Origin of the sequence: Streptomyces sp. NPDC127097, from assembly GCF_042724075.1 — a bacterium.
Taxonomy (GTDB): domain Bacteria; phylum Actinomycetota; class Actinomycetes; order Streptomycetales; family Streptomycetaceae; genus Streptomyces.
This window is the reverse complement of sequence record NZ_JBHXFI010000022.1, coordinates 39,943-63,405: the sequence shown is the minus strand read 5'-3', so window position 1 is coordinate 63,405 and position 23,463 is coordinate 39,943. Positions and strand designations below refer to the sequence as shown.

The window sequence follows — 23,463 nt, the reverse complement described above, 5'->3', positions numbered from 1 at the left end:
GGCCGGGGCTGATGCGGAGAACAAGCTCCTAAGCGGGCAGCCGGACGCCCTGGAGGGCGGTGTCGAAGATCGGCCGGTACCGGGTCCACTGCTCGTTCGGCGCGACCAGATAGACCACGTACTGGGTGCCGTCGGCGCTGCTGAAGGCCACCTCCACCGCCCGGTACTCCCGTGCCGTGCCGTTGAAGGTGAACTCCCAGTAGCCCGCTGGCAGGCCGCGGAACGTCGTGGGGTCCATCCGGACCCGCTCATAGCCAGGGTTGTCCCGGCGTGTCTGGTCCTCTTCGGTCTCCCGCCAGTGCTGGACCGGATTCTTCGAGCCGGCGAACGGGACGATGTTGATCCGCAGGCCCACCTTTTCGGACCGGTCCACGTAGGCGACGTCAGTGCCGGGAGGATGCTTTTGCTTCCAGCCGTCCGGTACGGGCAGGGAGAAGCCCTTGCCCGGCTCCTCAAGGTGGTAGCCGGAGGGCACCGGCGGGGGCGAGTAGGGGCGGGGAGCCGACCGGTGGCCGGAGGTCTTGGACTTGGGCGGGGTGGCGCCGGTCGCATCGGCACCGCTCCAGGGCCACAGCAGCACGCCGCCGGTCACGGCAGCGGCGACCGCCATCGCCGCGGCGCTCCACAGCGCCGTGCGGCGGCCGCGCCTGCCCTTCCGGGCGGGAACCGCGGGGGTTCCGGCGCGCTGCGGCCTGGTGGGCTGGTCGTCGAGGAGGATCCCCGTGCCGGTCGTATGGCCGCTCAGGAGGCGCTCGGCCTCATGGGCGTCCATGCGCTCCCCGGGTTCCTTCACGAGCAGACCCGCGATCACCGGGGCCAGGTCACCGGCGTTGCGCGGGGGCGGGTACTCCTCGGCGGCGATGGCGTACGCCGTCTCGATGGCGGTGTCCCGGCTGAACGGGGGGCGCCCCTCGACCGCCTGGTAGAGCGTCGCCCCGAGGGACCACAGGTCACAGGCCGGGCCGGGCTCGGCGATGTTGGTCCGGAGGCGCTCCGGGGCGAGGTACTGGATCGACCCGACCAGTTCGCCGGTCCGGGTCAGGGAGGGCGTCCCGGACTGCAAGGCGATACCGAAGTCGGTGAGGACGATCCGCCCGTCGTTCCCGAGCAGCACATTGGCGGGCTTGACGTCCCGGTGCAGCACCCCGGCGTCATGGGCGGCGCGCAGCGCGGCGGCCATACCGCGGCCGATCCGGGCCGCCTCGGCGGGCGGCAGCGCACCCTTGCTCTTCACCAGGTCGCCCAGGGTGACCGAGGGGATGTACTCCATGACGATGCACGGCAGGCCCTCGTCGTCGACGACATCGTGCACCACGATCACATGGGGGTGGGTGATCCGGGCGGCGCTGCGGGCCTCGCGGCGGGTGCGCTCGTAGAGCGTCTCGATCTCGTCGTCGTTCAGATGCGGCGGTACCAGCAGCTTCTTCACGGCGACCGGCCGCCCGAGCAGCTCGTCCTCGGCCCGCCACACCGTGCCCATGCCGCCACGGCCGACGCGCTCCACCAGCCGGTACCGCCCGGCTACGAGCCGTCCCAGATCGGACACCGTGAGTTCGCCTCCCCCGCCCGGGTTGAACAGTCTGCGGAAGCACCATAGCCCGCCCGTTCGAGGGTGCCGAGGGGCGGCGTTTCCCGGGTGCCGGAGCCGTGGGCGGGGCCCTCCCGGCGCGGCTGTCGGGCGGGCGGGCAACTGCCGTGGCAGCCGCCCTCGTTCGGCGCCCGGGCCGGCGGGCGCGGCGGCCCGCGGCAACCGCCCGCGCCGCGCGAAGGGCGGTGCGCGGAAGGCGCGTGGCGCCTCGCGTGATGCCACGATGGCGCCATTGGCGCCATTCATGCACCAGAGTGGCTTGCGGTGGCGCCACGATGGTGCCAAGATGGCGTCATGGACCTCACGCCCTACGTCGACAATCTCCGGCACGAGCTCGCGGTCGCCGCGGACACGGGCGGAGAAGAAGCCCGCGCCCTGGCCGAGCGGCTCACCACCCCCCTGGAGTCGGCCGTCCGGCTCACGCTGCTGAACGCCCTCTCCTCCGCCGCGACCGAGATCACCCGTGATCTGGCGCCGGGATCGGTAGATCTGCGGCTGCGCGGGCTCGATCCCGAGTTCGTGGTGACCGCACCGCCGGCCCAGGAGCCGTACGACCGGCCGGAGTTGCCCGAGGCGCCGGCGAGCGAGCCCCGGGCGGTCGCGCCCGCGGCCGCTGCGGACGCCGACGAGGGCGGCACCGCGCGCATCAACTTCCGCCTTCCCGCCCCGCTCAAGGCCCGGGTCGAGGAGGCCGCGGGACAGGAAGGACTCTCGGTCAACGCCTGGCTGGTGCGGGCCGTCGGCTCCGCCCTGGAGCCCGGCGCCCCCAGCCGCCCGGCCGGCCGCGGCCCCCGCTACGGGGGCAAGCAGGGCTACACGGGGTGGGTCCGCTAGGGACGGCCGGTACCCCCGCTGACTCACCCACCCGCTCACTCACCCGCTCACACACTCACTCCTCCACTCCTTCACCCGCCCGTTCGGCGGGAACTCACACCAGTCATGAGGACGGCACAGCCATGCCTGCTTTCGACACACCCGAACCGCTCTCCGTCACCGTTGAGATCGACCTCGGCTCCGTCCGGATCGCCGCGAGCAAGCGCACCGACACGGTTGTCGAGGTGGTGCCGAACGACGCCACCGCGGAGGCCGATGTACGGGCCGCGCAGCAGACCAAGGTCACCTGCTCCGGCGGCAAACTGCTCGTCAAGGGCCCCAAGAAGCGCTCCCTCTTCGGCAAGTCCGGCTCCGTCGGCGTGACCATCGAGCTGCCGACCGGCTCGGACGTCCTGGGTACCTCGCCCATGGCGGACTTCACCGTGGAAGGCCGGCTCGGCGAGTGCCGGCTCAAGACCTCGCTCGGTGACCTCCAGGTCGACGTGGCGGAGGCCGTCAACCTGCGGACCCAGCACGGCGACATCCGGCTGGACCGCGTGGCGGGCGACGCCGAGATCTACGGATCGGGCCGGATCGAGGTCGGCGAGATCGCGGGCGCGGCGCTGGTCAAGAACGGCAACGGTGCGACCACGATCGGCGAGGTCACCGGCGCCCTGCGGGCGAGCGCGTCCAACGGCCTGATCTCCGTGGGTGTCGCCCACGCCGGAGTCGACGCCAAGTCGGCCAACGGGGCCATCCGGATCGGCGAAGTGGCCCGCGGGCAGGTCGCCCTCCGGGCCGCCGCCGGTGATCTGGAGGTCGGCATCCGTGACTCCACCGCCGCCTGGCTGGACGTGACCACCGGCCTCGGCAGGGTGCACAACGACCTCGGCGCCGCGGAGGGCCCCGGCGACAGCACCGAGACCGTGGAGGTACGTGCCCACACCAGCATCGGCGACATCCTGATCCGCCGCTCCTGAGCTCCTGACCGGGTCCGGCCGCCGTGGCCGGCCACCATCACATCCAGCGAACGGGGAACTCTCATGATCACGACGTCCACGACCGCCGTCGCGACGGCGATCGACGCCACCGGGTTATCCAAGTCCTACGGCGACAAGGCGGTGCTCGACGGCATCGACCTGCGCATCCCCGAAGGCACGGTCTTCGCCCTGCTCGGGCCCAACGGCGCGGGCAAAACCACCACCGTGCAGATCCTCTCCACACTCATCCCCGCCACCGCCGGCCAGGCACGGGTCGCCGGCCACGATCTGGTCCGCGAGGCGGACGCCGTACGCGCCGCGATCGGTGTCACCGGCCAGTTCGCCGCGGTGGACAACCTGCTCACCGCCCGGGAGAACCTCCTCCTCATGGCGGACCTGCACCATCTCGACCGCCGCGAAGGCCGACGGCGCGCCGCCGAACTGCTGCGCCGCTTCGAACTCACCGAGGCCGCCACCAAGCCCGTCGCCACCTTCTCGGGCGGTATGCGCCGCAAGCTCGACCTTGCGATGACCCTGGTCGGGAATCCGCGCCTGATCTTCCTCGACGAGCCGACCACCGGACTCGATCCGCGCAGCCGGCGCACCATGTGGGAGATCATCCGCAGCCTGGTCGCCGACGACGGCGTCACCATCTTCCTGACCACGCAATATCTGGAAGAGGCCGATCAACTCGCCGACCGCATCGCCGTCCTGGACCACGGAAAGCTGGTCGCCGAAGGCACCGCGGACGAGCTGAAGCGACGCATCCCCGGTGGCCATATCCGCCTCCGGTTCGCCGACGCGGACCGGCTCGACGCGGCCGCCGCCCTCTTCGGCGCCACCGCACACGACAGCGAAGCGCTCACCCTGCGCGTCCCCGGTGACGGCAGTGTCCCCGCCCTCCGCGCCGTCCTCGACACCCTGGACCAGGCGTCGGTCCCCGCCGAGGAACTGACCGTGCACACCCCGGACCTCGACGATGTCTTCCTCACCCTCACCGGCCGCGACCGGTCCGCCAGCGAGGCCAACTCCCCGAAGGAGAACGCCCGATGACCACCCTGACCTACGCGGCCCGCGATGCCCGGACGATGCTGCGGCGCAACCTGAAGCACGCCCTGCGCTACCCCTCCATGACGGTCTCGGTCGTCGCCATGCCCGTCCTGATGCTGCTGCTCTTCACCTATGTCTTCGGCGGCGCCCTGGGGACCGGTATCGGCGGGACGACCGGCGGCAGCGCCGACTACATCGACTATGTGGCCCCCGGCATCATCCTCATGGCCGCGACCTCCGGCGCCCTGGTCACCGCGGTCGGCGTCTGCGCCGATATGACCGAAGGCATCGTCAACCGCTTCCGCACGATGGCGATATCCCGGGCCTCGTTCCTGACCGGGCATGTCGTCGGCAGCATGCTCCAGACGCTGGTCAGCATCGCCTTCGTCATCGGGGTCGCGCTCCTCATGGGCTTCCGGCCGCACGCCACCCCGCTCGGATGGCTCGCCGCCGCCGGTCTGCTCACGCTGCTCACCCTGGCGCTGACCTGGCTGTCGGCCGCCATCGGCCTGGTGGCCAAGAACGTCGAGACGGCCAGCAACATACCCCTGCCGATGCAGTTCCTGCCGTTCCTCGGCAGCGCCATCGTCCCCCCGGAGTCCATGCCCACCGGGCTGCGCTGGTTCGCCGAGTACCAGCCCTTCACCCCGGTCATCGAGACCCTGCGCGGCCTGCTGATGGGCACCGGCGTCGGCGGCGCCGCGATCGGTGCCGTGGCCTGGTGCGTCGGCCTCACCCTGGTCGGCTACCTGTGGGCCCGTACGGCCTTCCGCCGCAGCGCCACCCGCTGAACGGCCGCTCCACCCATCCTCACCGCGCACCGGCACTGCTCTTCATCACGCACCTGACCACGCTCTTCACCGCGCTCTTCACCGCGCACCCCATCGCGGCTCTTCACCGCGCACCTCACCCTGCACTCCGGCCCGGCGCTTCACCGTGCCGACATCCTTCATCGGAGGACCCCATGCAGCACGAACCGTCCGCACCGACCGCACCATCCGCACCGTCCGCGCCCACGACCGAACAGGCCGAACAGGCCGAGCAGACCGGGCAGGCCGGGCAGCAGACCAGGCATACCGAGCAGACCGCTCAGGAAGCGGCGGCGCACCCCGAGCCGGTGACCCTGCCGCTGACCCGCGCCCCGGGCTGCCCCTTCGACCCGCCCGCCGAGCTGGCGGAACTGCGCGAGCAGCAGCCACTGCGGCCGATGCACTACCCGGACGGGCACGTGGGCTGGCTGGCCACCGGCCACGCCGTGATCCGGGCGATCGCCGCCGACCCCCGCTTCAGCTCCCGGTACGAGCTGCTGCGCTACCCCCTGCCGGGCGGGCCCACCGGTCCGCTGCCCCCGGCGCCGCTCGGCGACCTCACCGGGATCGACGCACCGGAGCACACCCGCTACCGGCGGCTGCTGGCCGGCAAGTTCACCGTCCGCCGGATGCGCCGGCTCACCGAGCGCGTCGAGCAGATCACCGCCGACCACCTCGACGCCATGGAGCGCCAGGGGCCGGTGGTCGATCTGGTGCAGGCGTTCGCGCATCCCGTACCGGCGCTGATGATCTGTGAACTGCTCGGTGTCCCGGAGTCCGAGCGCGCGGGCTTCCAGGCGCACGCGGCCATGCTGAGCAGCCCGGACGCCGGCATGGAGGCGCAGATGGCCGCCATGACCGCGCTCACCGAATGCGTCCGCGAACTGGTGTTGGCCAAGCGCGCCCACCCCACCGACGACCTGCTCAGCGATCTGACCACCACCGAACTGACCGATGACGAACTCGCCGGTATCGGCGGCTTCCTGCTGGCCGCCGGTCTCGACACCACCGCGAACATGCTCGGGCTCGGCACCTTCGCCCTGCTGTGTCACCCCGAGCAGGCCGCCGCCCTGCGCGGCGACCCCGGCCTCGCCGACCAGGCGGTCGAGGAACTGCTCCGCTACCTGAGCATCGCCCACACCGGCGTACGGGCGGCCCTGGAGGACATCGAGCTGGACGGCCGGCTGATCAGGGCCGGCGACACCGTCACGGTCTCGGTGGCGGCCGCCAACCGCGACCCGCTGAAGTTCCCCGACCCCGACACCCTCGATATCCGGCGGAAGGCGACCGGGCATCTGGCCTTCGGCCACGGCGCCCACCAGTGCCTGGGGCAGCAGCTGGCGCGAGTGGAGATGACGGTCGCCTTCCCGGCGCTGTTCCGCCGCTTCCCGACGCTGCGGCTGGCCGTCCCGCCCGAGGACGTACCGCTGCGCGACGCCATGAACATCCACGGGGTGTACCAACTCCCCGTGACCTGGGGCAAGGAGTAGTCCGGTGCATCTGAGCATCGACCGCGACCGCTGTATCGGCGCCGGGATGTGCGCCCTGACCGCCCCCGAGGTGTTCGACCAGGATGCCGAGGACGGCCTGGTCCTGCTCCGCACCGCCGCGCCGTCACCGGGGCAGCGCGCCGGGGCCCGGCTGGCCGCCGGTCTCTGCCCGGCCGCCGCCCTGACCGTCACCGAGCAAGAGGGCACGGGCAGTTCGTCCCCGGGCGAGCGGTAGTCCGCACCGCATGGCACGTCGGTGGACGAGCAGTGGTCCGCACCGCCTCGCACGCCGCCCGGCGAGCAGTAGCCCGCACCGCGTCGCACCGCATCGCCCGCCCCCGTCCCGCCGCAGGGCGGGGAACCCGTCCGCCCTCCCGTACGTCTTCCGGCGTGTTGGCATCGTCGGTCCCTGGAGGAAACCCGGTGGAACACAGGATGTTGGGGCAGCGGTACGAGCTGGTGGAGCAGCTCGGACACGGCGGGATGGGGACGGTCCACCGCGCCGTCGACCACCGGCTGCGCCGCACCGTCGCCGTCAAGACCCTCTCCGCCGAGCTGGCGATGCAGCCCGAGTTCCGCACCCGCTTCCAGCGGGAGGCGCATGCCGCCGCCGCGCTCAACCACCCCGGTGTGGCCACCGTTCATGACGTCGGCGAGGACGGCGGTGGCGGTGCGGCCGAGCCCTATCTGGTCATGGAGTACGTGGCGGGCCGGACCCTCAGCCAGGTGTTGAGGGACGGCCCGCTGGCCGTGGCGCAGGCCGTCGACATCACGGGCCAGGTGCTGGCGGCGCTGGACCACAGCCACCGGCACGCCATCGTGCACCGGGACATCAAGCCCGCGAACGTGATGCTCACCGCGTCCGGCGCGGTCAAGGTCGTCGACTTCGGCATCGCCAAGGCGCTGAGCGAGATGGCCACCCGGCTGACCGGGACGGGAGTGGCGGTCGGCACCCCCGCCTATCTCGCCCCCGAGCAGATCAACGGGGCCGAGACCGACCACCGCACCGATCTGTACGCCGTGGGCTGTCTGCTGTATGAGCTGCTGACGGGGCGTCCCCCGTACACCGGCGACTCACCGTTCTCCGTCATGCATCAGCATCTGGCCGCGGAACCGGTGCCGCCCTCCCGGCTCCGCCCGGAACTCCCGCCCGCCGTGGACGCGGTGATCGCCCGCGCCCTGCACAAGCGCCGGGAGGACCGCTTCGCGGACGCCGACACCATGCGCACGGCCCTCACCGCGGCCCCCCACGCCGCACCGGCACCCCCTGCCCCCACCCCGACCCCCACCGCGCTCGATCCCGCGGCCGCGGGCCCTGCCCCGGCGGCGGCTCCCGCTCCGCCCGCGGACCCCACCCCGTCCCTTGGCCCCACCCCGTCCCTTGGCCCCGCCCCATCCTTTGGCCCTGCCCCCGCGGTGGCTCCGCCCGCGCCCGCCGGGAGCGCACCGTCGCCGCGGCCCGCCCGCCGCCGGCCGGCGCGTGTGGTGTTCCGGCCGACGGCCGAAGGCGCGGTCGCCCTGCTCGGCTGTCTGCTGTGCCTGGTCATATCCCGGACCGACATGATCGAGGTCGGCCAGTTCTCCCGGGTCGCGCTGCTCGCCGCCGTCGCCGGTTCGGTGCTGCTGCTGTGGTCGGCACGGCTCGCCTGCGCGGTGGCCTGGGGCCCGGTGGCGGAGGCCGTGGCCGTGTGGTCCGAGCTGGCCCGCGCCAACATCGGCTGGGAAACCCACTACGTCATCATCGCCCTGGTCCTGGGCGTGGTCTCGGCACTCTGCCTCGCCGCCGGATACAAGGACGAGCACACCGGCGGCTTCGCGCTCATCGCCTTCTGGTTCACGTCCCTGGCCTCGGTCTGGTTCTTCCTCGACGATCTCCGCAAAATCGGCGTCTTCTACGTCCTGCTCCTCGCCGTCACGCTCGCCATCGGCGCCCAGGTGCTCAAGACCCGCACCCGGGCAACGCAGTCGGAGCGCGGCGGCGCAGCCGGCCCGCCCGGCACCGAGCCCCGCGAGGGCGCCGTCCCCGCGGCCGCAGCGGTCTCCCGGGGCCGCGGAAGGCAGCGGGTCGGCTAAGGGCTGTCCCGTAGTCCCTGGCGGGCGCACGACGACAGCTACGGCGCTCGCCCAGCGAACGCTGGGAGGTCCCTCCGCCTTGCGTTGCAGCCCGGCATCCGTACGGCAGTGACTCGGCATCCGTACGGCAATGAAGAGCCGAGGCGGAGTGAGCGCGGCGAACGCCCGCGGCGCCTCCGCCGAGGTGGCGTCGAGCCGTCGGGCCGGCGCCCCGTAGGGGTTCTCACGGGACAGCGGGGGGCGGCCCGTCCGGCTACCTGCGCCGATGCACCGGGCGATCCCTGAGCCGTCGGCTCAGCCGACGCACACCAATCCCAGCAGGCACACATCCGTCGGCGTGGACTGCTCCGCGCCCGGTGAGGACGGGCTGGTCGGCGCCGTGTCCGACGGCGAGGTGCCCCCGCCGGAGCTGCCGGACCCGCCGGACCCTCCGGAGCCACCCGAGGCGGCCGGGGCGCTCGTCGCGGGGGCCGCGGCGTCGGTGTGGGCGGGGTGTGCCGCCCGGTCCTGCGGGGCCTCGGTGGGCGCGGCCGGGCGCGGGGGCGTGGCGGTGTGCGACGGGGTGACGGACTGCGGCTGCCGGGCCGTCGTGGCGGGCGGCGGTGTGGTGGCGTCGCGGCGGGCATGCCGGCCGGACGGGAGGGAGGGGCGGGCGCCGGGGTGCCGGGACGCCTGGCTGTCCGACCGGTCGGTCGACGAGGCGGCGGGCTCCGTCCGGGGCGTGGACACGCTCTCCGGCTCCGGCATCGAGGACGCGTGGGTGCCGTTGGTGGCCGGCTTGTTCTGGAGCATGCTGACGGTCAGACCGCCGCCGACCAGCGCGAAGGCAGTGGCGGCCGCGGCCCGGCGCCGGTGCTTCTTCCACCGCGCCAGCTGCCGGCGCCGGGCCGCCCGGCCCTGACCGGTGGGCGCGGGGATCTCGGCGTCGCCGGGCGCATCCGCATCCGCACCGGCAGCGGCTTCCGCCGTATCCGCCGGTGCGGCTCCGGAGGCGCCACCGGCGAACGGCGCGGCAGCGGCGGACCGACCCGGCCGGGGCCCCGCGGCAGGGGCTTCCTCCGGCGGCCAGGACTCCCACATCGCGGCGGCGGCCGTCGCGCTCTGCCGACGGTGGGTGGGCGGGGCTATGTCCGGAGCGTAATCGCCACATCCCGGACATACGAGGGCCCCGTTGAGACTCCGGCGGCACGACGAGCAGTAGTCCATCAGCGATCTTTCTGTGCTGGCTGCGCCGCCAGGGACGCCGGCGACCTGATCGAGCTGATCCAGTTCGCACGCGGGATCGAGCGGGCAGTAACGCTAACGACACCCGTCGAGGGTGACGCGTAGACCGTGTGACGCTTCGGTGCAGATTCCCGGGCGACCCCTCCCGCACTCCGGACATGTCACGACGCGCCCCCGGGGCGAGGAGCGGAACCCCAGCCGGACGGACGGGGCCGAGAGGCACTAATCAAGTTTGACTAAAACCGTGACGGGGCATACCCTCCACAACTCGCGCACTAGTCAAACTTGACGACTGGTTTGCGGCCGGAGCGGGGCTCTCGACCCGCGCACCACACCCCGGCTGCCCAACCGAAGACCGCGCGATCCGAAGACCGTGATTCGAAGACGTGACCCGAAGACCGTGAGGAGCCCGTATGACCTTCCTGCCGGATGCCGGCTATGTCCCGACCGCCGAGGACCGCGCGAGCCTGGACGCCTGGTTCGCGGAGTACGACGCACGGAGCGCGAAGCGCGACGTCCCGCGCATGGCAGACCTGGCGGCGTTCCCCCTCAACCTGGTGAGTGACGACGCGGCCGGCAACGCCCGGTCGGCACAGTGGGACCGCGAGCAGTACCTCGCGACGATGACGCAGGTCATGGGCGACGGAAGCGAGGACATCAGTTTCGAGTCCACGCGGACGCCCGTCTTCCTCTCGCCCGCCCTGGCCGTGGTGTTCTCGGACTCGGCCATGACGACGGGCGGCGAGACCCGGCAGCTGCGCTACGCCGACATCCTGGTCAGGCGGGACGGCGAGTGGGCCTTCCAGACCATGGTCCAAGGAGGCTGGGGCGACCACCTGTAACGCCGGGGCCGCCACGGCACCACCTTCCGCGGCCGGGGAGGTGGTGCCCGAGTCCCTCAACTGCCGGCGCCCCTGGCTCCGTAGTGGGCGACGCCTGTGAGCGAGAGGTGCCCCGGGCTACGACGCCGACTTGGGTGCGACCGCCGACTCCGGCCCTTCGTCGCCGGCGGACCCGGTGGCGTCGGAGGTGTCGTCCTCCTTCGGCTTCTCGGAGGTCAGATGGAGCCCGACCACGCCGCCGATGATCGCGAGGAAACAGAGCACCTTGCCGAACGTGATCCGTTCGCCGTAGAGCAGCGCGGCGAACAGGACGGAGCCGACGGTGCCGATGCCCGTCCAGACGGTGTAGCCGATGCCGACATCGATGGTCTTCAAGGCGAGGCTGAGCAGATAGACCCCGCCGCCGCCCGCCACGACGGTGATGACGGACGGCACCGGTTTGGTGAAGCCGCCGTTCGCGGCCGAGCCGAGCGCGAAGATCACCTCGAAGACGGCGGCGACCAACAGCCAGGCCCAGGCGACCGCGAGACTCTGCTGCTGCTCTGCGCCGGTGTTCTCCCTGGTCATCGTCACGCCCCCGCGAGCGACTTGAGCCCGACGACCCCGCCGATGATGGCGACGAAGCAGACCACCTTGGCCGGCGTGATCTTCTCCTTGAAGAGCAGTGCGCCGAAAACCACCGTGCCGACTGCCCCGAGCCCGGTCCAGATCGGATAGCCGACCCCGACGTCCAGAGTCTTGAGGGCAAGGCTGATGAAGCAGATGCCGCCCACGACGCCGGCCACGGTGATCAGGGACACCTTCAGCTTGGTGAAGCCGTGCGAGGCGCTCGCGCCGAGCGCGAAGATGATCTCGAAGACGACCGCGAGGGCCAAGTAGATCCAGGCCATGGTGGAAGAACGTCCTCTCCATCCGATAGGCGTCGAAGGGGACGTCGTCATGCGCGCCGTGGTCCTTGAGGAATTCCATCCGGGTGGCGCCATGCGGCCGGCGGTCGCGCACCTCCGCCCGGGCCGGGAGCCGGGGCGCCCGCTTTCAGCGACCCCGACGAAGCCGGCCGCCCGTCCGCGCCCCCGTCAACTCGCGGCCGAACCCGGTGCGGACGCCTCCTGGAACGCCGCGAGCATCTCCGGGGACCAGGTCAGGCTGCCGTCCCGCAGATCGCGGAGCACGCCCTGAAGCCAGCGCTCCTCGGCGTCGAGGAGGGCTAGCCGGTACTCGTTCTCGATCAGCGTGATGCGGGGCAGCCCGGTGGGCGCCTCGGCGGACTGGCGCTCCATCTCGGCGCGTCCGTCGGCGAGTCGCGCGGCCCGCCGTTCCAGGATCGGTGCCACCTCGTCCGGGCTGAGCAGCAGCATGTTCGACAGCGCCGCCGGGAAAACGGGGAACTCCGCCCTGGGCACCGCCAGCATCTGCTCCAGCCACTCCCGGGTGACCGCCCGGCCCTCCTCGGTGACCTCGTAGACGGTCCGCTCGGGGTACTGCTGGTCGCGCTCGGTCTGCCGGACGGTGATCAGCCCGCCGGCCTGGAGCCGCTCGATGGTGCGGTACAGCCCGGCCCGCTGGCCGACGTTGACGACCTGCTCCTTGCCCCACTGCTTGAGCAGTTGCTGGATGCCGTAGGGGTGCAGCGGCCGGGAGTGCAGCAGCGTCAGCACGGCCAGTCCCAGCGGCGAGCTCTTCACGGAGGCGGTCATGCAGGCATCGTAGGCAATGGGTAACTAGTTGCATTGAGACTAGTTTCCTTGTCACTATGGATGCCGCGTTCACACGACGCATCCACATGACCCACGGGAGGGGTTATGAGCGACAACCGCGGCCACGGCTCCGGCGTACGGACGGCACTGGTCATCGGGGGAGGTGTGGCGGGCCCGGTCACGGCGCTCGCCCTGCGCAAGGCGGGCATCGCGGCGACGGTCCACGAGGCGTACCCCAGCGCGGCGGACGGCGTCGGGGCCTGGCTGGGGCTGGCGCCGAACGGTCAGGCGGCGCTGGCGACGGTCGGTGCCGACGCGGCGGTGCGGGCCCTCGGGCAGCCGGTGCCCGGCATGGTGATGGCGGACGGCGCCGGCCGTCAGCTCGCCGGCTTCGGCGGCTTCCCGGAGCTGCCCGCCACGCTGACGCTGCCGCGCGAGCGGCTGTTCCGTGCGCTGACCGACCACGCGGTCACCGCGGGGGTCCGGTTCGCGTACGGCAAGCGGCTGGTCGCCGCCGAGGAGACCCCCGAGGGCGTCACCGCCCATTTCGCCGACGGGACCTCCGCGACCGCCGACATCCTGATCGGTGCCGACGGCATCCGCTCCACCGTCCGCACCGTGATCGACCCGCAGGCACCCGGTCCCGAGTACGGCGGCGTGCTGAGCTTCGGCGGCTACGCGACGGTGGGCGGCGCGGCCGGGGCCGAACCGGGCACCATGTACTTCGCGTTCGGCCGCGCCTTCATGGGCTACTGGCAGGGCCCGGACGGGCGGATGATCTGGTTCGCGGGTCTGCCCACGGACACCCCGCCGAGCCCGGCCGACCTGGCGCGAGTGTCCCACGCCGAGTGGCTGAGCCGGCTGCGTGATCTGTACACCGGCCATGTCCCGGGCGAGCGGCTGTTGCGGCACACCGGCCCCGACGACCTGATGGTGGTCGGCCGGATGGAGCGCATGCCGTCCGTACCGCACTGGTACCGCGGCCGGATGGTGCTGGTCGGGGACTCGGCACACGCCCCGTCCTCCAGCTCCGGACAAGGCGCCTCACTCGCCATCGAGAGCGCGGTCGAACTGGCCCGCTGCCTGCGCGATCTGCCCTCGCCGGCCGAGGCGTTCGCCGCTTACGAAAGTCTGCGCCGCCCGCGGGTGGAGGCGATCGGCCGCAACGCCGCGGCCGTGAACAAGGTCAAGTCCGGCAAGAGCGACGCGCCCGCGCCGGCGTTCCCCAGCCCCGAGGAGTTTCTCCGCCCGCTCCACTTCCACCGCATTGCGTGGGAGGCGAAGGTGACGGCCGTTTCCTCGTCACCGTCGTCTCGCCCATCGGATGCCTCATCCGCGACGACTTCGTGCCATTAGCTGTGTGGCCGGGCAATTCCTCGTGAATTTCCTGCCGCGGGAGGCCACCGCCCGGGGCCGCTGCCGGGTGTGACACTTTCGGGCCGCCTGCCGCAGTGGGTGGTGCCGATCGTTTTCGGTCGCGCGGTGCCTTGATGATTCGGTCCCCCCGTTTCAAGGCGCCGCGCGTGGCACGGGCGGCCCCAGCCGGTCGCCTGTGCCATCGGCCTGCCGGCTGCGACGTGGCGGACCGAGGACAACGATGTGAATGAGCGGTGAAGGGAGTTTTGGAATCGCCCGACGGGAAATGTGCGGCACCGTGAGTTACCTCAATGACGGCACACCGCAAAATCGTCCCTACGGCTCCGGTGCGAACTCTCCCTACTACGGCGGATCACACTCGCCGAATGGCGGCGATACGGCTCCGCTACCGAATGTCGGAGCGCACCCTCCGGCTCCCGGCAATTCCTCCTCGCCGTACCCTCCCGGGCCGGCCGATCCGTACCACGCCGCTCCTCCGCCAACCCCCCACACCAGCAGGGGAAGTGGGCGAGGAAACCAAAAAGGTGCCGGCGCGGATCGACTCGCCCTGATCATTCACAGCCTCGCGGATATTGCCGCGGGATTTCTCGGGCTGTGGATCCTGCTGTATCTGCTCGAAGCGAATCACGCGAATGTCTTCGTCGACTTCGTGCACGGCATGGCCGACTGGCTCGCCGGCTGGTCGCAGGACATCTTCATGATGGAGACGGAAGGGCTGCGGGTCTTCTTCAACTACGGTCTCCCCGCGCTGATTTACCTCGCCGTCGGCCATGGCGCAGCCGCCTGGCTGCGACGCCTCTGACGGTGCTTCCGCCCGGCTCAGGGGACGCAGCCCGCCCCGTGTCCCCTGAGCGCCGGGGTTCAACTCCCGGCAGTCACGGGCGGGCAGGTGCGGCTGCGGACCCAGGCGGCGCCGGCTGCGACGGCGCCGATCATTCCGGCCAGTGCCATGGGGGCGGTGAAGAGGAGCTGGTAGTTCCCGATCACGAGGTCGGCGAAGTAGCCGAGCGCGACGGCCACTACGGCCGCTGCCCCGAGGATGACGGGCAGAGCCTTGGTCAGGGCCTGCACGGTCGCGTCGACCGCGGAGGCGTGATGGTACTGGAGCGTCCCGCGCACGGCGCGCCGGATCAAGAAGAAGGCGGCCAGCACGCACACGGGCAGGCCCACCCACATCAAGGGAACGCCGGGATCGGAGAACCGGCGCACCTCCCGCACCACCTGTCCGTCGAGCGTGGTGACGACGGATTCGCCGCTGGGGTCCAGCAGGTGGGACCAGTACACATACCAAAGGACGAGGGCGGCGAGGGCAGGCAGGGCGGCGCCCTGGGCCGCCGCGACGGCGGTCTCCTTCAGATGCCGGCGCACCGGCAGCAGACCGCGTTCGGCCGCCCATGAGGTGGCCAGCGCCTTGACGTCCCCACCGATGTAGTCGGCGACCGACCGGCCGTCCGAGGAGGCGGCGGTCAGGTCGGCGGCCAGCTCCTCGGCCATCTCCTCGGCCGTCGCCTGCTCGACGCCGAGGCGGTGCCAGGTCTCCGTGGCCGTGTGTATCGCGTCGTCGACCGTCAGTGTCATGATTCCTCCGGCGCCGGTGGGCCGATGATGGTGTGGATGCTGGCCGCGAATTCGCCCCAGTCGCGGCTCGATGAGCGGAGCATCCGCAGCCCCGCTTCGCTGGGCATGTAGTAGGTGCGGGCGGGGCCCCCGCCCCCGCTGCGGCGCTCGACCGTGACCAGCTCGCGTTTGCGCAGGCGCGCCAGCGCCGGGTAGATCGAGCCGTCCGCGACGTCGAGCCCGGCCTTGGCGAGCCGGACGGTCATCTCGTAGCCGTAGACCGGGCCCTCCGCCATCAGTGCCAGCAGGCACATATCCAGTACCCCTCGCAGCCACTGGGCGCGGGGGGCGGACGTCTCTTCCATGGCCAGTACCTTACACAGCAAGAGTCGTGCACTACAAGCTAGTGCACTACAAGCTAGTGCGGTGCAAGCTAGTGCGGTGCAAGGCGGCGCCGGCGTGGGTCGGGTGGTGACGCCGGTGAGGCCGCGCCTCACGCCTTGGCCGGGCCCAGCTGGACGCAGCACTCCCCGGGGGCGTGGGGCGAGCGTCGCTTCCACGCTGCTGACCTCCAGGCCCTCCAGGTAGCCGGTGACGAAGGCGTGGTTCATACCGCACACGAGGTCGGGGGCCTTGGCCGCCAGGGGGTGGAACGGGCAGTTGTGCAGCTGGAGTTGCACCTCTGGCCGCTCCCCTGCACGTTGCCGCACATGACCCCGCGCACCGGACGTATCGATCGGCCGGGTAACGCGACGGCGTCCTGCGACGCAGAACCGCATACGGGCGCGTGAGCGCCCTGCGACGCGATCACGGCCAGGGTGACTCCTGTGGGGGGTGGCCACCCTGGCCGTGACCGTTTTCCCCGCCGCTTTCCCCGCCTCCGAATTCCGGTGGTTCCCGGGCCTACCCGCCTCCGGACTCCGGCCGTTCCCGGTCCTACGTGTATTCCGTGGCAGGCGCGGTCAGCCGTGCCGCTTCTTCGCCGTCACGGTGAAGTCGCCCCGGATGCCGTCACCGACCATGCCGGGCTTGCAGGCCGTGGCGTAGGTGCCGGCCTTGTCGGTCTTCACGGTCATGGTGCGGGACGTGCCGGGGCCGATGCCCTCGACCTCGCCGGCCACCTTGCCCTCCGGGGTGAAGAGGTAGAACTCGGTGATCCGGCTGCCCTCGTTGACGACCTTGAACGAGACCGGCCCCGCCGGTGCGGACGTACGGGAGAGCTTGCAGGCGTCATCGGTGGCCCGGACCGTGATGGCTCCCGATTTCGCATCGCTGCCGTCGCCGCTGCTCTTCTCGGCGCAGGCGGCCAGCAGGGCGAGCGGGCTCACGGTGAGCAGGGTCATGGTGGCGGTCCGGGTCAGGCGAGAGGGCATGACGGCTCCTGGTGCGAGACGGGGGAACGAAGCGGGCGCAGTGTAGGTGGGCAGTGCGCCTGCCTGTCCAGATATTGACCATTGCACTGAACCTCAGCGCTGCTGACGGCATTTCAACTTCCCCTGGAACAGGAGCAACGCCTCCACGATGCCCGTTATGCGGCATGTGCCCGCATTGATGAACGGGCTTGACGCGCACACAGCAGCCACTTAGGTTCGCCTCACCTTACTTCCGATCGAAGGTTTTCAGCCATGCCCGGGTTCCGTATCCCGCTGCGTTCGCTCTCTCTGGCCGTCCCGCTCGCCCTCGCCCTCACCGCCTGTGGTGGCGCCGATTCCGGCAAAAGCCCCGCCAAGGGGCAGGCCAAGGAGACCGCCCCGGCCGGTGTGGCGCACCAGCACGCCGTGCTGAAGGCGGAGATCGCGGCCAACGGCGGTGAGGCCCGCGCCGGCGACTACCGCATCGGCTACATCGTCGAGGCGGCCGAGCCCTGGTTCCACTCCGAGCACGGTGGGCACGGGAAGCTGGTCAGCCGTGCCCCGGCCAAGGACGAGACCCACCACATCGAGATCATCCCGAGGGAGGCGAAGACCGGCCGCATCGTCCCTGACGTGCCGATCCGCCTCGAGGTCATCGACAGCAAGGGCAAGGTCGTCCAGGCGCAGGACCTGAACTTCTACTACGCGGAGTTCTTCCACTACGCCAACAACTTCTCCATCCCCAAGGCCGGCAAGTACACCCTGCGTGCCACGCTTCAGCCGCCGACGTTCCTGCGGCACGGCGCCAGCGGTGAGAAGCCCGCGCTCAGCGAGAAGACCACCGCCACGTTCCGCGACGTGGAACTCGAGGCGGCGAGCTGACCCATGGCCCCGATCTCCGACGGGCCGACGGCTGCCGCGGCTCCCCGGCCCGTCGGGGTGACGCGGTGGGCCGCGCCCGACGGCGGCGCCGCGGTCCGCGAGAAGCCGCCGACACCGCTGTGGGCGCTCGCCGCCCTGGCGATCCTCTGCACCGCCGCCCTGGCGGCCGCCTGCTGGGTGGCCGGCCACCTCCACGCCGATCCGCCCCTCCGGACGGCCGCCCGCTTCCTGCATCTCGTGGCGCTCGTCGTCGGGCTGGGTTCGGTGCTCGCCGTCGACTGGTTCGCCCTGCTGTGGATGCTCGGCCGGCGTCCCCTGCCCGACGTCCTGCGCACCGCCTGCACCCTCCAGACCCCCATCTGGCTCGGGCTGGCCGGCCTGGTGATCACCGGCCTGTTTCTCCGTCCGGACCTGTCCGCACCACTGACCCTCCTCAAACTCGGACTCGTCCTGACCATCACCCTCAACGGCCTCTACGCCCACTGGCTCGGACAGCACCTCACCCGCTGCGGAAACGCTCCGGTACCCCGCGCCCTGCGCATCCAGTCGGGCACGGCCGCCACCGTGAGCCAACTCGGCTGGTGGGGCGCCAGCCTGATCGGCTTCCTCAACAGCCAGTCCTGACCGGACCCCACAGCGGCCCGGCCGGCCGGCCATGAGAGGGCGATATGTGCTGGTCAGAGCGGTCCCGGCCCTTCCCCCGAGCCGGGAGGGCGGCGCTGGCACAATGACTGCCATGGCCAAGCCCGCCGGAACCCGGCAGAGCATCATCGACGCCGTCCTGCGCATCATCGCCGAGGACGGCATCGCCGGGGTCACCAACCGGCGGATCGCCAAGGAGGCCAAGGTCTCCCTCGGATCGGTCACCTACCACTTCGCGACCCAGCACGAGATGCTGCGGGAGAGCCTGCTGCACTTCGTCGCGGAGGAGACCCGGCGCCTCACCGAGCTCGCCGCCGAGTGCCAGACCGACGGAGCCGACGGAACGGACGCCGATCGGGCGGCCGCCGTGGTCGGCCAGGTCGCCGGGGGCGCGCCGTTCGGCAGCAGGCACATCGCCCCGTTCGAGCTCTACATCCAGGCCGGCCGCGACGAGCGGCTGCGCACCGCGGCCGACCAGTCCTTCGCGGCGTACGACCAGTTGGCCGCCCGGATCCTCACCGGCCTCGGCGTACCCGACGCCGAGCGGCTGGCGAGCAGCGCCGTCGCGCTGATCTTCGGACTGCAACTCCGCAGCCTGGCCACCGGCCGGCCCGCCGAGGAACTCGTCGACGCCCTCATGCTGCTGGCGCGCGGGGCGCAGCACGCCTGACCCCGGTACCGGCCCCGGGAGCGCCGGCCTCAGCCTCGGGTCCAGGCTTCCTCCTCCTCGCGCGCGGCGTCGTAGGCGCGCCGGGCGGCGGAGACGGCGGGGAGGTGCGCTCCGGACCAGTCCGTGATGGCGCCGAAGAGCGGTGTCAGGGTGCGGCCCAGGTCGCTGATCTCGTACTCGACGCGCGGGGGGATTTCGGCGTGGTAGGTGCGGAGGACCAGGCCGTCGCGTTCGAGCTGGCGCAGACGCTGGGTGAGGACCTTGGGGGTGATGGTCGGGAGGTGCCGCTGCAACTCGTTGAAGCGCAGCCGGCCGTGGTGTTCCAGGACCCACAGGATGGGCGTGGTCCAGCGGCTGAACACCAGGTCGATCACCGGGTTGATCGGGCACGCCTGCTCGACGGGATCGGCCACGGCTCCTCCTCTCCTCCCCGGCTCGTGATCACGGCCAGGGTACTTTCCTATGGGAAACCACTATATCGAGGAAACTAGCCTGGTGGTGTGCACAGCGGCCCCGGTCCCGCCGGAGTCGCCGCGGCCGGCCGCCGCCCTGTGGAGGCGAGCGGTCCCACGACCACCACCTACGACGAAGGCACCACCATGACGTTCCCGGTACTCCCCACCCGTGACGGCGACCGGCCCCGAACGGGCCCCGAAGTCCCGCACCTCCAGTTGACCCAGACCAGCCCCGCCCAGGTCCGAGACGAGCTGTTGCAGTGGATGGATGCCGCACTGCCCGGCACGACCTGGGGCCGCAGCAAGGTTTCCGCTCCCAGCTCCCGCGCCCTGTTCCTCGACGGCGCGGCCCCCGCCCCAGGTGCGGTGCTGCTGCCGCCGCACGGCGACGAGGAGTTCGCGCACGTACACGCCGACGGCAGTCTCCATCTGGCGCTGGACCCGGCCGGCCATGCCGTTTTCCTGTCCTCCGGCTGGGGCGAGAAGCATCCGCTCTACGACCACGGCATCAACGTCGTGATGCTCTACGCCCCGCGTGACCGGACCGAACTGGACGTGGCCAAGAAGGTCATCGGCGCCTCCTACGCGTACGCAACGGGCCGCGCGCCGGTGTCCGGTGCCGCGGCGGCCTGACGCCTGCCCGGCTCCGCGCCTGCCTCTCTCCCCAGCAAGCCCCGGTCGCAAGCCGGGCTCTCCCGGGCGGCCGTGCTCGGCCGGCCGGAACGAAGCGAAAGGCCATTTCTGATGCGTAACTCCTTCTCGCCCGCGTCGGCTTCCACCGGAGCGTCTGCCCGGTCCACCGGCCGGCCTCGCGCGCTGGCCGGCAAGGCGATGCTCTCGCTGGTCGCCGTCTTCACCGGTGCCTCGCCCTATGTCGCCGACTGGAACGACACGCACGTGCTCAATCCGCTCTGGCCCGCGCACGCCAAGTTCCACAACGGGCAGACGATGGCCATGGGCACCTTGCTCGCCCTGGCCACGCTGTACTTCGTGTGGCGCCGCCGGGGCGATGCCGGATCCAACCTGCGGGCCGCGGCCGTCTTCGCCGGCCTGTACTGGGTCAGCCAGGCGATGGCCATCCTCTACCCGGGAGCCGCCTACTTCGACCCGCAGTTCGACACCCCGGACATGTACCTCGCCGGTCTGCCGGTGCAGGCGGGCATAGAGATCGTCGCGCTGGCTCTGATCGCCGGTGCGGCCCTGCTCTTGCGTCCCGCGCCGGCTGCTGAGGCGCCGGCGAGCAGCGACTGACCGGTCTCACTGCGCCTGGATGGCCCGGAGCATGTTCAGCCGGGCGGCCCTGCGGGCCGGCCAGATGGCCGCGAGCACGCCGATCAGCAGCGCCAGGGCGAGAAAGAGCCCGAACTCGCCCCACGGCAGGGCCGTTTCGTACATCGGCATCGACGTCGTCATCAGGCTGCCCGCCGCCCAGGCGAGGAAGGTGCCCGTGCCGATGCCGAGGATCGCGCCGAAGAGGGAGATGACCACGGATTCGAGCCGGACCATCTGCCTGACGCCCGCGCGGTCGAGCCCGATGGCGCGCAGCATGCCGATCTCCCGGGTGCGCTCGAAGACGGACATGGCCAGGGTGTTGACGACGCCGAGGACCGCGATGACCACGGCCATGGCGAGCAGCCCGTACATCATGTTGAGGATGATGGTCAGGGATCCGCTGCCGTCCTGGATGATCTGCTCCTGGTTCCGCACCTTCAGCAGCGGGCTGTTGCCCAGGGCCTCGCGGATCTTTTGCTCCAGCCCTGCGCCCTTGCCGGGCTCGGCCTTGACCAGGACGTTGTCGAGCTTGCCGGTGCCGGAGGGCGGCAGGGTGTCGGACACGGTGCCCAGCGCGTCGTACACGGCACGGGACTTCGCGTAGACGCCGACCACCTTCAGCTTCTTCTTGTCCGGCTTGCTCGCTCCGCTCTCGCCGGAGTCCAGGTCGGCGTCGATCGTGTCACCGGCGTGCAGTCCGGCCTGCCGGGCGAACTCGTCGGAGACCGCGATCCGGCCGGGGCCGATGTCGCGCAGCGAGCCGGCCTGGAAGTCCAGCTCCACCGCCTTGCCGAACGCCTTCGGGTCCGTGCCCGTCATCGAGCCGAACGAGCCCTGGGTATCGAGGTTCGTGACGGCGACGGGGGCGGCCGCGGCGACGCCCGGCAGCTTGGCGATCTTGTCGGCCGTGCTCGTGTCGAGACCTCGGGCGGAGCTGTTGGAGACCTTGTAGTCGGCGGCCAGCCCCTGGGTCGCCTCCTCGTCGAGGGCCCGCCGGGCGGAGTGCCCCCCGACGGTGAGACCGGTGATCAGAGCGAGGCCGATCATCAGGGCCGACGCGGTGGCCGCGGTACGCCGCGGGTTGCGCAGGGCGTTCTCCTTGGCGAGCCTGCCGCGGACGCCGAAGAAGCGGGTGGTGACCTTGCCGGCCAGGGTGATCAGCGGCCGGGAGAGCAGCGGGGCCAGCACGATCATGCCGCCAAGGGTCAGGGCGGCGCCGAGCATCGCGACCATCAGGTTCGACTCGGCGCTGGTCGTCAGCGTGGAGACATAGAACATGACCAGCGCACCGAGCGCGGTCAGGAGCGCCCCGAGAGCGTTGCGGATCTTCAGGGAGCGGGCGGGCGGCGCCAGCCCGGCGCTGCTGAGCACCGCCACGGGCGCGATCCTGGCGGCCTTGCGGGAGGGCAGCCAGGCGGCCAGGACGGTCACGACCACGCCGACCGCCAGCGATGCCAGCGGCGCCGTGGGCGAGATGACCAGGGGGCCGTCGGGCAGCTCGGCGCCGCCGGTGCCGAGCAGCGGGCGCAGCACGGTGGCGATGCCGAGGCCGAGGACGAATCCGGCGGCGGAGGCGCCGAGTCCGACGAGCGCGGCCTCGATGAGGACGGAGCGTACGACCTGGCGGCGCGACGCACCCACCGCCCGCAGCAGGGCGATCTCCCGGCTGCGCTGGGCGACGAGCATGGTGAAGGTGTTGACGATGAGGAACACGCCGACGAACAGCGCGACACCCGCGAAGGCCAGCAGCGTCTTGGTCATGCGCGTGGTGCTGTCGGCGATGTCCCGGGACTGCTGGGCGGCCAGGTCGGGTCCGCTGAGGGCCTGGGCACCCCCGTCGGGCAGCAGGCCCTGTACCCGGGCGGTCAGCTCGCGGTCGTCGGTGCCGGGCCGCGCCCCGACCGTGATCTCGTGGAAGCGGCCGGGGGCGAGGAACAGCTTCTGCGCGGTGGCGGTGTCGAACAGCGTCAGGGTGCCGCCGGCGGTGATGCGCGGGTCGTCGGTGGAGACGGTGCCGACCAGCTTCTTGGTCAGGGCCGGTCCTTCGGTGGCGAAGCGGACGGAGTCGCCGATCCGGTAACCGGCCTTCCGCGCCGTCTGCGCATCCAGCGCCAGCTCGCCGGCACCGGAGGGGCCCCGGCCTTCCTTCAGCGGGTAGCGGCTGTCCTTGCCGTCCTTTCCGGGCAGGTAGTTGGTGGCCAGGTTCTCCCAGCTGCTGTCGGCGTTGACCGGGCGGCCGTCCTTGCCGGCCAGCGTGGCCCGGCCGTTGACGGTGGGACGCACCGAGCCGACGCCCGGCAGCGCGCGGATCTTGTCTGCCAGCGCGCTGTCGAGGGCGGCGGCGTGCCTGCCGTCCTCGCCGTCGGCCGTACCCGCGCCGGGCGGCGCCTCCGGACCGGAGCCGGGGGACGCATCCGCCCGGACGGAGACGGCGACGTCCTTGAGGCTCCGCGCGGAGGCGTTGCGGAAGGCGCTCGCGGTGGTGTCGCCGAAGACGAGGGTGCCGGAGACGAAGGCGACGCCGAGGAGGACGGCGAGCGCGGTCATGATCAATCGGGCTTTGTGCGCAAGGACGTTGCGCAGGGCGGTACGCAGCATGATGGCGGTCCTGGAGGTATGCGGCGGGAGCTACGCGGTGGAAGTGCGGAGCGGCGAGGTACGGGGGTGAGGTGCGCGGCGCGAGAGGCGGG

25 protein-coding genes are annotated in these 23,463 nt (G+C 71.7%); 15 read left to right on the top strand and 10 right to left on the bottom strand.

Annotation, left to right across the window (positions count from 1 at the left end):
• Nucleotides 1–28 precede the first annotated feature (28 nt).
• Entirely contained in the window at nt 29–1,546 is a 1,518-nt protein-coding gene (locus ACFWJW_RS18790; RefSeq protein ID WP_387242132.1) for a protein kinase, read from the bottom strand.
• Between the two features lie 336 nt (nt 1,547–1,882).
• On the opposite strand from ACFWJW_RS18790, the gene ACFWJW_RS18785 reads away from it, so the two are divergent.
• The 7 genes from ACFWJW_RS18785 (at nt 1,883) to ACFWJW_RS18755 (ending at nt 8,803) form a co-directional block, all read left to right on the top strand.
• The gene (locus ACFWJW_RS18785) at nt 1,883–2,422 is read left to right on the top strand and encodes a hypothetical protein (RefSeq protein WP_387242129.1); all 540 of its coding nucleotides are present in this window, start codon (nt 1,883–1,885) and stop codon (nt 2,420–2,422) included.
• 122 nt (nt 2,423–2,544) lie between these two features.
• Entirely contained in the window at nt 2,545–3,381 is an 837-nt protein-coding gene (locus tag ACFWJW_RS18780; RefSeq protein ID WP_387242126.1) for a DUF4097 domain-containing protein, read from the top strand.
• A gap of 63 nt (nt 3,382–3,444) precedes the next feature.
• A complete protein-coding gene (locus ACFWJW_RS18775; RefSeq protein ID WP_387242123.1) occupies nt 3,445–4,434 on the top strand; it encodes an ATP-binding cassette domain-containing protein in 990 nt (329 codons plus the stop codon).
• Nucleotides 4,431–5,222 (top strand): ABC transporter permease, encoded by a 792-nt coding sequence (locus ACFWJW_RS18770; RefSeq protein ID WP_387242120.1) that lies wholly within the window; start codon nt 4,431–4,433, stop codon nt 5,220–5,222. Before ACFWJW_RS18775 ends, ACFWJW_RS18770 begins: the two co-directional genes overlap by 4 nt.
• Before the next feature lie 173 nt (nt 5,223–5,395).
• On the top strand, nt 5,396–6,730 hold the full coding sequence (locus tag ACFWJW_RS18765; RefSeq protein ID WP_387242117.1) for a cytochrome P450: 1,335 nt from the start codon (nt 5,396–5,398) through the stop codon (nt 6,728–6,730).
• A gap of 4 nt (nt 6,731–6,734) precedes the next feature.
• Nucleotides 6,735–6,965, top strand: a complete 231-nt coding sequence (locus ACFWJW_RS18760; RefSeq protein WP_387242114.1) for a ferredoxin — start codon at nt 6,735–6,737, stop codon at nt 6,963–6,965.
• Between the two features lie 188 nt (nt 6,966–7,153).
• The gene (locus ACFWJW_RS18755) at nt 7,154–8,803 is read left to right on the top strand and encodes a protein kinase (RefSeq protein WP_387242111.1); all 1,650 of its coding nucleotides are present in this window, start codon (nt 7,154–7,156) and stop codon (nt 8,801–8,803) included.
• A gap of 294 nt (nt 8,804–9,097) precedes the next feature.
• Here the strand turns inward: ACFWJW_RS18755 and ACFWJW_RS18750 are convergent, their stop codons facing one another.
• Nucleotides 9,098–9,883, bottom strand: a complete 786-nt coding sequence (locus tag ACFWJW_RS18750; protein ID WP_387242108.1) for a hypothetical protein — start codon at nt 9,881–9,883, stop codon at nt 9,098–9,100.
• Nucleotides 9,884–10,440: 557 nt separating this feature from the next.
• On the opposite strand from ACFWJW_RS18750, the gene ACFWJW_RS18745 reads away from it, so the two are divergent.
• Nucleotides 10,441–10,869, top strand: a complete 429-nt coding sequence (locus ACFWJW_RS18745; protein WP_387242105.1) for a nuclear transport factor 2 family protein — start codon at nt 10,441–10,443, stop codon at nt 10,867–10,869.
• Between the two features lie 117 nt (nt 10,870–10,986).
• On the opposite strand, the gene ACFWJW_RS18740 is transcribed toward ACFWJW_RS18745, so the two are convergent.
• From ACFWJW_RS18740 to ACFWJW_RS18730, 3 genes are all read right to left on the bottom strand, one after another.
• Nucleotides 10,987–11,436: a DMT family transporter gene (locus ACFWJW_RS18740; protein ID WP_387242102.1), complete on the bottom strand. Its 450-nt coding sequence runs from the start codon at nt 11,434–11,436 to the stop codon at nt 10,987–10,989.
• 2 nt (nt 11,437–11,438) lie between these two features.
• Nucleotides 11,439–11,759: a DMT family transporter gene (locus tag ACFWJW_RS18735; RefSeq protein ID WP_387242099.1), complete on the bottom strand. Its 321-nt coding sequence runs from the start codon at nt 11,757–11,759 to the stop codon at nt 11,439–11,441.
• A gap of 186 nt (nt 11,760–11,945) precedes the next feature.
• The gene (locus tag ACFWJW_RS18730) at nt 11,946–12,566 is read right to left on the bottom strand and encodes a PadR family transcriptional regulator (RefSeq protein ID WP_387242096.1); all 621 of its coding nucleotides are present in this window, start codon (nt 12,564–12,566) and stop codon (nt 11,946–11,948) included.
• Between the two features lie 105 nt (nt 12,567–12,671).
• Here ACFWJW_RS18730 and ACFWJW_RS18725 point away from each other — a divergent pair, with 105 nt between their 5' ends.
• Together ACFWJW_RS18725 and ACFWJW_RS18720 are read left to right on the top strand one after the other, a co-directional pair.
• Nucleotides 12,672–13,922, top strand: coding sequence for an FAD-dependent monooxygenase (locus ACFWJW_RS18725; protein WP_387242093.1), 1,251 nt, complete (start codon nt 12,672–12,674; stop codon nt 13,920–13,922).
• Nucleotides 13,923–14,220: 298 nt separating this feature from the next.
• Nucleotides 14,221–14,745, top strand: coding sequence for a hypothetical protein (locus tag ACFWJW_RS18720; RefSeq protein WP_387242090.1), 525 nt, complete (start codon nt 14,221–14,223; stop codon nt 14,743–14,745).
• A gap of 59 nt (nt 14,746–14,804) precedes the next feature.
• Here the strand turns inward: ACFWJW_RS18720 and ACFWJW_RS18715 are convergent, their stop codons facing one another.
• From ACFWJW_RS18715 to ACFWJW_RS18705, 3 genes are all read right to left on the bottom strand, one after another.
• A complete protein-coding gene (locus ACFWJW_RS18715; RefSeq protein ID WP_387242087.1) occupies nt 14,805–15,521 on the bottom strand; it encodes a hypothetical protein in 717 nt (238 codons plus the stop codon).
• Nucleotides 15,518–15,865, bottom strand: a complete 348-nt coding sequence (locus ACFWJW_RS18710; protein ID WP_387242084.1) for a PadR family transcriptional regulator — start codon at nt 15,863–15,865, stop codon at nt 15,518–15,520. Before ACFWJW_RS18710 ends, ACFWJW_RS18715 begins: the two co-directional genes overlap by 4 nt.
• A gap of 597 nt (nt 15,866–16,462) precedes the next feature.
• On the bottom strand, nt 16,463–16,873 hold the full coding sequence (locus tag ACFWJW_RS18705; RefSeq protein ID WP_387242081.1) for a cupredoxin domain-containing protein: 411 nt from the start codon (nt 16,871–16,873) through the stop codon (nt 16,463–16,465).
• Nucleotides 16,874–17,125: 252 nt separating this feature from the next.
• On the opposite strand from ACFWJW_RS18705, the gene ACFWJW_RS18700 reads away from it, so the two are divergent.
• The 3 genes from ACFWJW_RS18700 (at nt 17,126) to ACFWJW_RS18690 (ending at nt 19,046) form a co-directional block, all read left to right on the top strand.
• Nucleotides 17,126–17,734, top strand: coding sequence for an iron transporter (locus tag ACFWJW_RS18700; protein WP_387242079.1), 609 nt, complete (start codon nt 17,126–17,128; stop codon nt 17,732–17,734).
• A 3-nt stretch (nt 17,735–17,737) separates the two neighbouring features.
• Nucleotides 17,738–18,358, top strand: coding sequence for a hypothetical protein (locus tag ACFWJW_RS18695; protein WP_387242077.1), 621 nt, complete (start codon nt 17,738–17,740; stop codon nt 18,356–18,358).
• Nucleotides 18,359–18,470: 112 nt separating this feature from the next.
• Nucleotides 18,471–19,046, top strand: a complete 576-nt coding sequence (locus ACFWJW_RS18690) for a TetR/AcrR family transcriptional regulator (protein ID WP_387242074.1) — start codon at nt 18,471–18,473, stop codon at nt 19,044–19,046.
• A 29-nt stretch (nt 19,047–19,075) separates the two neighbouring features.
• Here the strand turns inward: ACFWJW_RS18690 and ACFWJW_RS18685 are convergent, their stop codons facing one another.
• Nucleotides 19,076–19,459 (bottom strand): winged helix-turn-helix transcriptional regulator, encoded by a 384-nt coding sequence (locus tag ACFWJW_RS18685; RefSeq protein WP_387242071.1) that lies wholly within the window; start codon nt 19,457–19,459, stop codon nt 19,076–19,078.
• Between the two features lie 87 nt (nt 19,460–19,546).
• Here ACFWJW_RS18685 and ACFWJW_RS18680 point away from each other — a divergent pair, with 87 nt between their 5' ends.
• Together ACFWJW_RS18680 and ACFWJW_RS18675 are read left to right on the top strand one after the other, a co-directional pair.
• A complete protein-coding gene (locus ACFWJW_RS18680) occupies nt 19,547–20,134 on the top strand; it encodes a luciferase family protein (protein ID WP_387242068.1) in 588 nt (195 codons plus the stop codon).
• Nucleotides 20,135–20,245: 111 nt separating this feature from the next.
• Complete coding sequence (locus ACFWJW_RS18675; protein ID WP_387242065.1) at nt 20,246–20,752, top strand: DUF6640 family protein; 507 nt, start codon at nt 20,246–20,248, stop codon at nt 20,750–20,752.
• Between the two features lie 6 nt (nt 20,753–20,758).
• Here ACFWJW_RS18675 and ACFWJW_RS18670 read toward each other — a convergent pair whose 3' ends face one another.
• Nucleotides 20,759–23,371: an ABC transporter permease gene (locus ACFWJW_RS18670; protein WP_387242062.1), complete on the bottom strand. Its 2,613-nt coding sequence runs from the start codon at nt 23,369–23,371 to the stop codon at nt 20,759–20,761.
• Between the last annotated feature and the right edge of the window lie 92 nt (nt 23,372–23,463).

What these genes read in the sequence shown, in the direction of transcription:
- ACFWJW_RS18785 (WP_387242129.1), top strand. Translation starts at nt 1,883, where the DNA reads ATGGACCTCACGCCCTACGTCGACAATCTCCGGCACGAGCTCGCGGTC.
- ACFWJW_RS18780 (WP_387242126.1), top strand. Translation starts at nt 2,545, where the DNA reads ATGCCTGCTTTCGACACACCCGAACCGCTCTCCGTCACCGTTGAGATC.
- ACFWJW_RS18775 (WP_387242123.1), top strand. Translation starts at nt 3,445, where the DNA reads ATGATCACGACGTCCACGACCGCCGTCGCGACGGCGATCGACGCCACC.
- ACFWJW_RS18770 (WP_387242120.1), top strand. Translation starts at nt 4,431, where the DNA reads ATGACCACCCTGACCTACGCGGCCCGCGATGCCCGGACGATGCTGCGG.
- ACFWJW_RS18765 (WP_387242117.1), top strand. Translation starts at nt 5,396, where the DNA reads ATGCAGCACGAACCGTCCGCACCGACCGCACCATCCGCACCGTCCGCG.
- ACFWJW_RS18750 (WP_387242108.1), bottom strand. Translation starts at nt 9,883, where the DNA reads ATGTGGGAGTCCTGGCCGCCGGAGGAAGCCCCTGCCGCGGGGCCCCGG.
- ACFWJW_RS18745 (WP_387242105.1), top strand. Translation starts at nt 10,441, where the DNA reads ATGACCTTCCTGCCGGATGCCGGCTATGTCCCGACCGCCGAGGACCGC.
- ACFWJW_RS18740 (WP_387242102.1), bottom strand. Translation starts at nt 11,436, where the DNA reads ATGACCAGGGAGAACACCGGCGCAGAGCAGCAGCAGAGTCTCGCGGTC.
- ACFWJW_RS18735 (WP_387242099.1), bottom strand. Translation starts at nt 11,759, where the DNA reads ATGGCCTGGATCTACTTGGCCCTCGCGGTCGTCTTCGAGATCATCTTC.
- ACFWJW_RS18730 (WP_387242096.1), bottom strand. Translation starts at nt 12,566, where the DNA reads ATGACCGCCTCCGTGAAGAGCTCGCCGCTGGGACTGGCCGTGCTGACG.
- ACFWJW_RS18725 (WP_387242093.1), top strand. Translation starts at nt 12,672, where the DNA reads ATGAGCGACAACCGCGGCCACGGCTCCGGCGTACGGACGGCACTGGTC.
- ACFWJW_RS18715 (WP_387242087.1), bottom strand. Translation starts at nt 15,521, where the DNA reads ATGACACTGACGGTCGACGACGCGATACACACGGCCACGGAGACCTGG.
- ACFWJW_RS18710 (WP_387242084.1), bottom strand. Translation starts at nt 15,865, where the DNA reads ATGGAAGAGACGTCCGCCCCCCGCGCCCAGTGGCTGCGAGGGGTACTG.
- ACFWJW_RS18705 (WP_387242081.1), bottom strand. Translation starts at nt 16,873, where the DNA reads ATGCCCTCTCGCCTGACCCGGACCGCCACCATGACCCTGCTCACCGTG.
- ACFWJW_RS18700 (WP_387242079.1), top strand. Translation starts at nt 17,126, where the DNA reads ATGCCCGGGTTCCGTATCCCGCTGCGTTCGCTCTCTCTGGCCGTCCCG.
- ACFWJW_RS18695 (WP_387242077.1), top strand. Translation starts at nt 17,738, where the DNA reads ATGGCCCCGATCTCCGACGGGCCGACGGCTGCCGCGGCTCCCCGGCCC.
- ACFWJW_RS18690 (WP_387242074.1), top strand. Translation starts at nt 18,471, where the DNA reads ATGGCCAAGCCCGCCGGAACCCGGCAGAGCATCATCGACGCCGTCCTG.
- ACFWJW_RS18675 (WP_387242065.1), top strand. Translation starts at nt 20,246, where the DNA reads ATGCGTAACTCCTTCTCGCCCGCGTCGGCTTCCACCGGAGCGTCTGCC.
- ACFWJW_RS18670 (WP_387242062.1), bottom strand. Translation starts at nt 23,371, where the DNA reads ATGCTGCGTACCGCCCTGCGCAACGTCCTTGCGCACAAAGCCCGATTG.